Origin of the sequence: Cognatiluteimonas sedimenti, assembly GCF_022808325.1 — a bacterium.
Classification (GTDB): domain Bacteria; phylum Pseudomonadota; class Gammaproteobacteria; order Xanthomonadales; family Xanthomonadaceae; genus Cognatiluteimonas; species Cognatiluteimonas sedimenti.
In genome coordinates, this window is sequence record NZ_JALGCL010000003.1 from 270,400 (window position 1) to 270,856 (window position 457).

General features: G+C 59.7%; 1 protein-coding gene. It reads right to left on the reverse strand.

Annotated features, from left to right (window positions below):
• The coding region (locus tag MQC88_RS10435) for a hypothetical protein (RefSeq protein ID WP_243321742.1) at window positions 1–452 on the reverse strand (452 nt) is incomplete at its 3' end.
• Window positions 453–457 lie beyond the last annotated feature (5 nt).

Below are 457 nucleotides of genomic sequence, written 5' to 3' on the forward strand. Positions count from 1 at the left end.
GTGCCATGCCGAAAACCTTCCAGTGGAATAGGCACCACATTGCGCTCACCCTCATCGTATCGGACGAAGCTGGCCTTGATGGGGTATATGCTGGCTAGGTAGCCAACAACGCACCGAGCGGCCTCTGGTGAGGGTGGCTGCGGGCAGTGGCTGCGATAGCGGCCGAGCACTGCTCTGATAGCGGGAGACTTAGTGTCTGCCTGAAAAGACTCGAGGTAGAGGTACTCCGACACGCCTAGCAAGTACGCAAAGGCAAAGTCTTGCAGTGGGAGCGTCGCGGAAGGCCCCCGGAGTGTGAACACCTCACAGGTGTTGTCCGGGCAATACTCCACAATTGCCAGGTCGCCCTGGGAGGAGACCGCCACAGAGTCGCCAAAGGCGGCGCCAAGCTCATGGGCTTGCGACACCACCGGGACAACGGCAAGCAGCAAGGTGGCGAGAATCTTTCTCATCGTAC